The sequence below is a fragment of the Pseudomonas sp. HUK17 genome (assembly GCF_001566765.1).
This window is the reverse complement of record NZ_LSMW01000012.1, coordinates 320,426-330,997: the sequence shown is the minus strand read 5'-3', so window position 1 is coordinate 330,997 and position 10,572 is coordinate 320,426. Positions and strand designations below refer to the sequence as shown.

Annotated in this window: 9 protein-coding genes; 7 read left to right on the top strand and 2 right to left on the bottom strand. The window is 65.0% G+C overall.

All coding sequences use genetic code 11. The annotated features are described in order from the left end of the window. Nucleotides 1–9: 9 nt before the first annotated feature. From AX284_RS08460 to AX284_RS08430, 7 genes are all read left to right on the top strand, one after another. Entirely contained in the window at nucleotides 10–525 is a 516-nt protein-coding gene (locus AX284_RS08460; protein ID WP_064307768.1) for a hypothetical protein, read from the top strand. Beyond that, complete coding sequence (locus tag AX284_RS08455) at nucleotides 525–1,898, top strand: PelD GGDEF domain-containing protein (protein WP_068384629.1); 1,374 nt, start codon at nucleotides 525–527, stop codon at nucleotides 1,896–1,898. Before AX284_RS08460 ends, AX284_RS08455 begins: the two co-directional genes overlap by 1 nt. Beyond that, nucleotides 1,876–2,865: a transporter gene (locus AX284_RS08450; RefSeq protein WP_068384627.1), complete on the top strand. Its 990-nt coding sequence runs from the start codon at nucleotides 1,876–1,878 to the stop codon at nucleotides 2,863–2,865. The genes AX284_RS08455 and AX284_RS08450 overlap by 23 nt, the downstream gene beginning before the upstream one ends. Beyond that, nucleotides 2,862–4,385 (top strand): GT4 family glycosyltransferase PelF, encoded by a 1,524-nt coding sequence (gene pelF, locus AX284_RS08445; RefSeq protein WP_068384625.1) that lies wholly within the window; start codon nucleotides 2,862–2,864, stop codon nucleotides 4,383–4,385. Before AX284_RS08450 ends, pelF begins: the two co-directional genes overlap by 4 nt. Nucleotide 4,386: 1 nt before the next feature. Further along, complete coding sequence (gene pelG, locus AX284_RS08440; protein WP_027598138.1) at nucleotides 4,387–5,757, top strand: exopolysaccharide Pel transporter PelG; 1,371 nt, start codon at nucleotides 4,387–4,389, stop codon at nucleotides 5,755–5,757. Nucleotides 5,758–5,838: 81 nt separating this feature from the next. After that, nucleotides 5,839–6,450 carry a hypothetical protein gene (locus AX284_RS08435; RefSeq protein ID WP_017639350.1) on the top strand — a complete coding sequence of 204 codons (612 nt, stop codon included), beginning with the start codon at nucleotides 5,839–5,841 and terminating at the stop codon, nucleotides 6,448–6,450. A 103-nt stretch (nucleotides 6,451–6,553) separates the two neighbouring features. Further along, nucleotides 6,554–8,047: an aldehyde dehydrogenase gene (locus AX284_RS08430; RefSeq protein WP_017639349.1), complete on the top strand. Its 1,494-nt coding sequence runs from the start codon at nucleotides 6,554–6,556 to the stop codon at nucleotides 8,045–8,047. 195 nt (nucleotides 8,048–8,242) lie between these two features. On the opposite strand, the gene AX284_RS11750 is transcribed toward AX284_RS08430, so the two are convergent. Next, on the bottom strand, nucleotides 8,243–9,886 hold the full coding sequence (locus AX284_RS11750; RefSeq protein ID WP_082731535.1) for an ATP-binding protein: 1,644 nt from the start codon (nucleotides 9,884–9,886) through the stop codon (nucleotides 8,243–8,245). Nucleotides 9,887–9,947: 61 nt separating this feature from the next. Beyond that, nucleotides 9,948–10,568, bottom strand: a complete 621-nt coding sequence (gene gmk, locus AX284_RS08415) for a guanylate kinase (protein WP_068384621.1) — start codon at nucleotides 10,566–10,568, stop codon at nucleotides 9,948–9,950. Nucleotides 10,569–10,572 lie beyond the last annotated feature (4 nt).

Sequence of the window (10,572 nt, the reverse complement as noted above, 5' to 3'; positions counted from 1 at the left end):
AGAGACCTCATGAACATCACGCGTCTGCTCGTCGCCAGTGTCGCCACCGTGCTGCTGGCCGGCTGCTCGAGCTTTACCCGACCCAGCGGCGAAGCCCTGCCCAAGGATGCCCGCTGGGGCCTGGTGCCCCTGGCCAACTATGCCCAGGCGCCCATGGCCGGCGACCGGGCGGCGCAGATCCTGGTCAGCGTGCTCGGCGAGCGCGACATCCGCCCACAGGTCTACGACGACAGCCAGGGCGGCAACCCCACCGACGACGAGAAAGCCCGCCAGCGCGCGGCCCTGGACTGGGCGCGGCAGCAGAATCTGCAATACGTGCTCACCGGCAGCGTGGACGAGTGGCAGTACAAGAACGGTCTGGACGGCGAGCCGGCGGTGGGCGTGACCCTGCAGGTGGTCGAGCCGGCCAGCGGCCGGGTGGTCTGGAGCAACAGCGGCGCCCGCTCCGGCTGGTCGCGCGAGAGCCTGGCGGCCACCGCACAAAAGGTCCTGCGCGGCACCGCGCAAGAGCTGCAGTTGCGCTGATGGCCCTGCAATCCGTCCACAAGGACTACACCCTGGCGCCGCGCGCCAGTGGCCGCCTGTCCTGGCTGGAGACCCTACTGGTCACGGCGGCCGCCCTGGGCCTGGGCTTCTGGCTGGTGCCGGAAGACCCCCTGATGGTCGGCCTGGCCTTTCCCTGGGTGGTGTTCGCGCCCATCCTCATGGGGGTGCGCTATGGCTTCATGCGTGGCCTGGTGAGTGCCAGCCTGCTGGTGGTGGCGCTGCTCTATCTGCATCGCCAGGGCTATCCAGCCTACGAAGAGATTCCGCCGTCCTTCATCGTCGGCGTGCTGCTCAGCGCCATGCTGGTGGGCGAATTCCGCGATCTCTGGGATCGCCGCCTGGAACGCCTGGACCTGGCCAACGACTATCGCCAGCTGCGTCTGGACGAATTCACCCGCGCCCACCATCTCCTGCGCATCTCCCACGATCGCCTGGAACAGCGCGTCGCCGGCAACGACCTAAGCCTGCGCAGCTCGCTGCTGGACCTGCGGCGCCAGCTGCGCGAGGTACCCCGCGAGCAGGATGCCCTGCAGGCCCTGGCCGAGCCCATCGTCGGCCTGTTGACCCAGTACGGTTCGCTGCGCGTGGCGGGCCTCTACCGGGTCGACGGCAATGGTCGGGTGGATCGTCGCGCCCTGGCCAGCCAGGGCGAGATGCCCGGCATCGATCCCGACGACCTGCTGGTGCGCCTGACCCTGGAGCGCGGCGAGACCCTGAGCATCCGCCAGGCGCTGCTGGAGCGCGGCGAGACCCAGCATTCGGCGCTGCAGGCCTGCGTGCCGCTGCTGGATACCGAGGAGCGCCTGCTGGCGGTGCTGGCCATCGAGCAGATGCCGTTCTTTTCCTTCAACGAGCGCACCCTCAATCTGCTGACCATCCTCGCCGGCCACATCGCCGACCTGCTGGGCAGCGATCCCCAGGCGCTGGCCCTGGCCGACGACGACGCCCAGCAATTCTCCCAGCACCTCAAGCGCTCGCTGCGCGATGCCCAGCAGCACGCCCTGCCCGCCTGCCTGTTCTGCTTCGAGATGACCGAGGCCGACGGTGGCGAGCGCGCCCTGGCGCTGCTGGAAGGCAGCCGCCGCGGTCTCGACCTGCAACTGCGCCTGACCAATCAGGCCGGGCACCCCTGCCTGCTGGTGCTCTTGCCGCTGACCTCCTCCGACGGCCTGGAAGGCTATCGCCGCCGGCTGCGTCAGCTGCTGGCCGAGCGCCATGGCCAGGACAGCACCCTGGAAAGCCTGGGCGTGCGCAGCCACGAGCACGAGCTGCTACCCAAGACCCGCGCCCAGGAGTTGCGCGTCTTCCTGTTCAACGAGTGTGGTCTGCATGAACAGCAAGTGGCTGTTTAGCGGCGCCTTCGCCTTCGAGGCCAGCAGCTGGGCGCTGCTGTTCGCCAACCTGCCGGTAGCGGCGGCGGCCCTGGCCTTCGCCACCGCCCATGCCGCCGGCAGCGCCCTGCTGGCGGGCGGTGCCTGGCTATTGCTGCCGCGACGCTACCAGCGGCCGCTGCCCTGGAGTCCGCTGTTTCTGTTTGCCCTGGCCTTCTTCATTCCGCTGCTGGGCGCAGTGGGGGTGATCGCCGCGGTGTTTCCGGCACTCTATCTACCGCGCAAGCACCGCGAGATCGCCTGGGAGGCGCGCAGCGTGCCCAACCTGCCGTTCCGCCCACTGGAGCGGCGCGAGGAGATGCTGTTCAGCGACGGCGGCCTGCAGGACGTGTTGCGCCATGCGCCCAGCACCGACAAGCGCCTGACCGCGCTCTTCGCCACCCGGCGCATGCCCGGACGCGACGCCATCCCCATCCTCAAGCTGGCCCTGCGCGATCCGGCCGACGACGTCCGGCTGCTCGCCTATTCGATGCTCGACCAGCAGGAAAGCCAGATCAACCAGCGCATCGAGACCCAGCTCGGCGAATTGGCCAGCACGCCTGCGGAGCGCCAGCCGGCGCTGCACGGCACCCTGGCCCGTGGCTACTGGGAGCTGGCCTACCTGGGCCTGGCCCAGGGCAGCGTCCTGCGCCACGTGCTGGGTCAGGCGCGGGAACACATCGAGCTGGCCCTGGCCGGTGAAGAAAACGAAGAACTGCGCATCCTCGCCGGCCGCATCGCCCTGGAACAGGGCGAGCCGGAACGGGCCCTGGAATTCTTCCAGGCCGCCGAAGCGGCGGGCGTACCCCTGGCCCAGCTGGCGCCCTTCCGCGCCGAAATCGCCTTTTTGCGCCGCAATTACGCGGTCATCCCGGCACTGCTCGACAGCCTGCCGGCGGATCTGAAGAAGCGGCCGCCGTTCGCCGCCCTGGTGAAGTACTGGTTATGAAAGACGCCCCTGCCGCGACCGTCACGCCTGATGTCTGCCTGCTCTTGGAGGGGACCTGGCCCTATGTCCGCGGCGGAGTGTCGAGCTGGGTCAACCAGCTGATCCTCGGCCTGCCGGAGCTGACCTTCTCGGTGTTCTTCATCGGTGGCCAGCGCGAGAACTACGAGAAGCGCCACTACGCCATCCCGCCCAACGTGGTGCACATCGAGGAGCACTTCCTGGCCGGCTCCTGGGTGCCCAAGGGCGCACCCATCAGCCCGCGGCGCCAGGCACCGGTGCAACTGCTGCGTGATCTGCACGCCTTCCTGCACCACCCCGACGAACCCAGCGCCGCCCAGGGCGATGCCCTGGTGGACGCCTTCGCCGAAGGCAAGGTGACCCTGGACGACTTCATGTACAGCCGCGCCAGCTGGGAGGCCATCACCGAGGGCTACGAGCGCTATTGCACCGATCCTTCCTTCGTCGACTACCTCTGGACCTTGCGCGCCATGCAGGCGCCGCTGCTGATGCTAGCGGAAGCCGCACGGCGTCTGCCGCGACCGCGGATGATCCACTCCATCTCCACCGGCTATGCCGGCATGCTCGGCGCCATCCTGCAGCGCCGTTGGGGCTGCAACTTCCTGCTCAGCGAGCACGGCATCTACACCAAGGAGCGCAAGATCGACCTGGCCCAGGCCAAGTGGATCGCCGAAGGCCCGGACGAGGCCCTGCGCACCGGGCTGGACGTGGACGTCAGCTACATCCGCCGGCTGTGGATCCGCTTCTTCGAACGCATCGGCCTGCTCACCTACAAGGCCGCCGATCCGATCATCTCGCTCTATGACGGCAACCGCCGTCGGCAGATCCAGGACGGCGCAGATCCCGCACGCTGCCGGGTGATTCCCAACGGCATCAGCCTCACCCAGTGGCAGGACGCCCTGGAGCGCCGCCCCGAGGGCGTGCCGCCGGTGGTCGGGCTGCTCGGCCGGGTGGTGCCGATCAAGGACGTCAAGACCTTCATCCGCGCCATGCGCGGGGTGATAAGCGCCATGCCCGAGGCCGAGGCCTGGGTGGTCGGTCCGGAAGACGAAGACGAGGAATACGCCGCCGAATGCCACAGCCTGGTCACCAGCCTGGGCCTGGAGGGCAAGGTGAAATTCCTCGGTTTCCAGAAGATCGGAGACATCCTGCCCAAGCTCGGTCTCATGGTGCTGACCTCCATCAGCGAGGCCCAGCCGCTGGTGATCCTCGAAGGCTGGGCCGCCGGCGTGCCGGTGGTGAGCAGCGACGTCGGCTCCTGCCGCGAGCTGATCGAGGGCTCCATCCCCGAGGACCGCGCCCTGGGTACCGGTGGCAGCGTGGTCGCCATCGCCGATCCCCAGGCCACCGCCCGCGCCATCCTCGCCCTGCTGCGCAATCCGGGGCGCTGGCAGGCCGCGCAGCGCACCGGGCTGGCCCGGGTCAATCGCTACTACACCGAGCCGCTGATGCTGGAACGCTATCGCGAGCTCTACCAGGACGCCATCGGGAGGGTCGTCTGACATGGCCGGCATCGGCTTCGAACTGCGCAAGATCCTCGCGCGCGACTCCTACACCGCCACCCTGCGCGCCTATGTCTATGCCGGCCTGATCAGCTCCGGCCCCTGGGTGCTATCGATCATCAGCGTCATGCTGATCGGCGTGCTGGCCACCGGCATCGTCACCCCCAGCGTGCTGATCCGCCAGTTCCTGGTCACGGTGACCTACCTCATGGCCAGTTCGCTGATCCTCACCGGCGGCCTGCAGCTGTATTTCACCCGCTTCGTCTCGGATCGGCTGTTCGAGGAAAAGCAGACCAGCATCCTGCCCAATCTGGTGGGCATCCTGCTGCTGGTGACCCTGGTCGCCGGCGGCCTGGGCTTCCTGCTGCTGGCCACCCTGTTCGACCAGCCCTTCGCCTACCGGCTGCTGGTGCTGGCCAACTTCGTCACCCTCTGCGATCTCTGGCTGGTGATCATCTTCCTGTCCGGGATGAAGGCCTACAACCGCATCCTGGTGGTGATGACCCTGGGCTACGCCATCATGATCGCCGCCGCCTTCGTGCTGCGCTTCCTGGGCATGGACGGCCTGCTGATGGCCCTGCTGCTGGGTCACGCCGCGCTGCTGTTCATGTTTCTCTACGACATCATCCGCGAGTACCCGGCTGATCGCCTGGTGGCCTTCGACTTCCTCGACCGCAAGCAGATCTTCATAAGCCTGCTGGTCACCGGGCTGTTCTACAACCTGGGCATCTGGGTCGACAAATTCGTCTTCTGGTTCAATCCGCTGACCTCCGATGCCGTCATCGGCCCGCTGCGCGCCTCCATCCTCTACGACCTGCCGATCTTTCTCGCCTACCTCGCCATCATCCCCGGCATGGCGGTGTTCCTGGTGCGCATCGAGACCGACTTCGCCGAGTGGTACGAGCGGGTGTTCAACGCCGTGCGCGGCGGCGAGACCCTGCAGCACATCAGCCAGCTCAAGGAACAGATGATCCTGGCCATCCGCCAGGGCCTGCTGGAGATCTGCAAGGTCCAGGGTCTGACCCTGGTGCTGGTGTTCCTGCTGGCGCCGCAGCTGCTGGCCTGGCTCGGCATGTCGCATTACTACCTGCCGCTGTTCTACATCGACGTGGTGGGGGTGAGCATCCAGGTGGTGTTCATGGCGCTGCTCAACGTCTTCTTCTACCTGGACCGGCGCGACACCGTGCTGATGCTCTGCACCCTGTTTCTCGGCCTCAACCTGGCACTGACCCTGCTCAGCATCGAGCTGGGCCCGAGCTTCTTCGGCTACGGCTTCACCGTCTCCCTGGCCTGCTGCGTGCTGCTCGGCCTGCACCGCCTGGACCGGGTGCTGGACGACCTGGAATACGACACCTTCATGCTCCGGCACTGAGGTGCCGCTGGCACCGGACGAACGGTGTGACCCGCTCCTGCTGCAGACGTCCAACACAGCTCACCCCTGCAGGACCCTGCCATGAATACCGCCGCCTTGCGCCTCGTGATCCAGACCACCCAGGTGCGCGCTCGGGACAGTGGCGAGGCCAGCCGTACCTTCGCCGACCAGGCGGCGCGCACTGCCAGCGCCGATGCCACTCGCGGTCCGGCCCTGGAGCGCTTCGCCAGCGCCTATGTCGACAAGGTGCCCGACGCCCTGGAAGCCCTGCTGCTGCAGGCGCGGGCGGTGGCCTTCGAGGCGCCCCTGGCCGGAGTGCTGGAACGCGCCCTGGCCGGTTTCGCCCCGGCGGCCCTGGCCCAGGCGCCGTCCGCCAGCCTGGCGCTGCTGGCCGCAGCCTATCGCCTCCATCGCCTGCTCGAAGGCCTCCAGGAGCGCCTCGCCGCCTGGTGGGGTGCCGCCCGCGAACCGGCCGCGCCCAGCCTGGGCAATCTCATCGCCCACCAAGTGCTGGGGCAGCTCACCGTAGCCGCCCTGGAAGACGCCGTGGACGGCTGGCTCGACGACCTGGACGCCAGTGTCGCGGCGCCGCTCACCCAGCAGTGCTTTCAGCCACGGCAACGGCGCGGCGCCCTGGCCACGGCGCGGCCGGCCCTGACCTTGAGTCGGCAACGCCAGCGTAGCGTTCGATAAAACGCACGTTTCGGCGCCTTTGGCGGCCGACTGTCAAATATATTGATAACCCTCCCGGGCCGGTTTAGGGTGGCTGCTCACCGCCAACCGCGAGGAGTCACCCATGAGCTTGCCCAGCCGCGCCGAGTGGGAGCAGCGCTTCCAAGGTCTCACCCTGGAAGGTCGCGCCTTCATCGACGGCGCCTATGTCGATGCCGCCGCCGGCGCCACCTTCGATTGCCTGAGTCCGGTGGACGGACGCTTCCTCGCCAAGGTCGCCCGCTGTGACGCCGCCGATGCCGACCTGGCCGTGGCCGCCGCCCGCGCCGCCTTCCAGAAAGGCACCTGGGCGCACCTGGCGCCCGCCCAGCGCAAGCGGGTGCTGATCCGCTTCGCCGACCTGCTGCTGGCCAATGCCGAAGAGCTGGCGCTGCTGGAAACCCTGGACATGGGCAAGCCCATCGCCGACGCCTTCACTATCGACGTGCCCGCCTCGGCCAATGCCATCCGCTGGAGCGCCGAGGCCATCGACAAGCTCTACGACGAGGTCGCCCCGACGCCCCATGACCAGCTCGGCCTGATCACCCGCGAGCCGGTCGGCGTGGTCGCCGCCGTGGTGCCCTGGAACTTCCCGCTGATGATGGCCTGCTGGAAACTCGGCCCGGCGCTGGCCACCGGTAACTCGGTGGTGCTCAAGCCCTCGGAGAAGTCGCCGCTGACCGCCATCCGCGTCGCCCAACTGGCCCAGCAGGCGGGCATCCCCGCCGGCGTGTTCAACGTGCTGCCGGGCTACGGCCATGAGGTCGGCAAGGCCCTGGGCCTGCACCCGGACGTCGACACCATCGTCTTCACCGGCTCCACCCGGGTCGCCAAGCAGCTGCTGGCCTACTCCGGCGAATCGAACATGAAGCGCGTCTGGCTGGAAGCCGGCGGCAAGAGCCCCAACATCGTCTTCGCCGATGCCCCCGACCTCAAGGACGCCGCCGCGGCCGCCGCCAGCGGCATCGCCTTCAACCAGGGCGAGGTCTGCACCGCCGGTTCGCGCCTGCTGGTGGAGCGTTCCATCAAGGAAGAATTCCTGCCGCTGGTGATCGAGGCCCTCAAGGGCTGGAAGCCCGGCCATGCGCTGGATCCGGAGACCAATGTCGGAGCCCTGGTGGACACCACCCAGCTGGAAACCGTGCTGCGCTACATCGAGGCCGGCCATGCCGAAGGCGCCACCCTGGTGGCCGGTGGCAAGCGCACCCTGGAAGAGACCGGCGGCGTCTATGTCGAGCCGACCATCTTCGACGGCGTGAGCAACGCCATGAAGATCGCCCGGGAAGAGATCTTCGGCCCGGTGCTCTCGGTGATCACCTTCGACACCGCCGAGGAAGCCGTACAGATCGCCAACGACACCCAATACGGCCTGGCCGCGGCGGTCTGGACCCGCGACATCTCCAAGGCCCACAAGACCGCCCGCGCCCTGCGCGCCGGCAGTGTCTGGGTCAACCAGTACGACGGCGGCGACATGACCGCCCCCTTCGGCGGCTTCAAGCAGTCCGGCAACGGTCGCGACAAGTCCCTGCACGCCTTCGACAAGTACACCGAGCTCAAGGCGACCTGGATCAAGCTGTAGGAACAGAGCACTGGGCAAACCAAGGCTCGTAGTCAGGCCCAGGTCTGGCTACGAGCAGGGCCTGGGCCGACTATCGGACAGGCCGCGATGCAAGTGACTTGCTGTCCTTTATCAAAACCAGGTAAATCGGGGTGTGGTGCAAGATCCTAAGAGACAGCTGCCAAATCCAACGCTCCATTCCCAGACATTTGTCCTTTAGGACGACTCATCTAGCCAGTATCGACGCCAGCGACGCTCGCCTTCGAAACGCACCTGTGACTGCTGGATAAGCTCATCAAGTGCTCGCTTGACTGTCCGATCAGAGATTTCAACGCCAATACGCTGATTGATTTCAGAGGACGAAGAGCCCGGATATCGTCCGAGATCCTCAATGATGAGCGCTCTCAATCGATGGGGTTCTATACGAGTCAGAGTAGTAACACCCTCTAGACCACTACCGCGCAGCCAGGTAGGCGACACATAATAGCGCTTCGCTTTTGTCCGCCCCGTCTCCTCAACAAGTCCCAAGTCTCGCAGACGGCCTATCCAAGGCTTTAGTTCATCTGTCGCTGACAATTCGAGAGAAGCCGCTAATTCGGTAGAGGTAAGCCCTTCGTGTTGCGCCAATAGTCCGAGAGTGATGCGCTCGCGTCTCGTCAGCATAAAGCGCTCGTCAAGCGTTTTTAGCAGACCTATCATTTCAGGACGAACAATACGGCGTCGTATGATTACACAAACAGCATCTACCCTTTCATACAGCTCAGGTGCTGGACGACCATTGGACAACTGCACATCGTAAATAAGATCAAACCCCGTACCCTCTTTTTCCATCAATTGCAAGTCATGGAAAAGCACTGCCATCCGATCATTACGACGCCTGCTGGCATGAAGGATGTTAGCAGGTGTAACACCTAGAGGTAGACGCCCTGGATTAACCACCTCCAGCCTGTCCGGATAGAGATTCAAATATAGATCGCCACGCTGTGTATAAGGCCTATGGACCAAGGCATTAACGAGCAGTTCGCGAACGACTCGCTCATCGAAGGCAGGCACATGCTGACGATAGAGACCATCGGGCAGCTCATAGCTCTCTCGGAAATCAGGCACTTCTCGCCAAATAGCTTCTACCAGCTCTATTGGATTAGAGTGATAATCGGACCAGTGCCATTTATTAATCTTATTTCCCAGCTCGTCGTACTTGAGCACTTGCACGAGAGGCGCGCTACCCAATTTTGCTCGATCTCGCGCATGCCCTAAAAACAACACGCCCAAGTTGGTCAGGTAGTCCCCATCGACCAGTCCGTAGTGTTCCAACAGTTCACTGTCGGATTTTTCCTTAAGCCCTGACTTCACTCGATCAGAACGGCGTAGACCACCGACTATGAAAGCGACCTGCAGTGGATCAATCTCTCTTCTAGAAACCCTCAAATGCGTCAGGGTTTCCCAAGGCAGCGTAGGCCTATCATTGAGCAGTTGCAGTACCTGGTCTCCCACAATGGGAACACAGGAATCACCCACCCGCATGAAATAGCGCCCATCGGTCGTCGACGCGATACCAAAGGATCTGGCGATATTGAGTTCGATGTACTCACCCTGGTTTTCTGCCACAACCAGCCGCGGAACCACAGCTACGTTCACCGTCAGCTCTTGGATGCGTTTTCGAATTTGATCGAGTAAGACCGGAGCTATGCGTTGCTCGGCTGGCGGCAGATCACAAGAGTCCTCTATCCCAATGAGGAGACGACCACCTGCGCTATTGGCAAAGGCAACGCAATCGACCGCGACTTCGGTCCAAGCAGCTTGCTTACCCTGAACCTTACGCAGGGACTTTCGATCAAACTCTTCATTCTCGACGACCATCTGATGAGTACTCGGTCAGGCGCCTGGTCGGGTTCGGTATCTCACAACTTCATCCTCGCACTCAGCCCAGCAGATCCACCAGCAGGTCGTCATGCCGACGCTGCTGGCGATCCAGGCGCAGCTGGCGGGTGCGGAAGATCGACTTGAGGTCTTCCAGGGCACTGGCGAAGTCATCGTTGATGATCAGGTAGTCGTACTCGACATAGTGGCTCATCTCGCTGACCGCCTCACGCATGCGCCGCTCGATGATCTCGGCGCTGTCCTGGCCGCGATTGTCCAGACGTTGGCGCAGCGCCGCCTGGCTGGGCGGCAGGATGAAGATCGACTGGGCGTGGGGCAGCTTGCGACGGACCTGCTGGGCGCCCTGCCAGTCGATCTCCAGGATCAGGTCGTGACCCTCGGCGAGGTCACGCTCCAGGGCGGCCTGGGAGGTGCCGTAATAGTTGCCGAACACCTCGGCGTGTTCGAGGAAATCGCCGTGCTCGAGCAGGTTGGTAAAGGTCGCGCAATCGACGAAGTGGTAGTTCACGCCGTCGGCTTCACCCGGGCGCATGGCACGGGTGGTATGGGAGACCGACACGCGGATGTCGGGCAGAGCGTCCAGCAGGGCCTTGACCAGGCTGGTCTTGCCGGCGCCGGAGGGCGCGGAAACGATATAGAGGGTGCCGGGAAGGGCTGTCATGGAG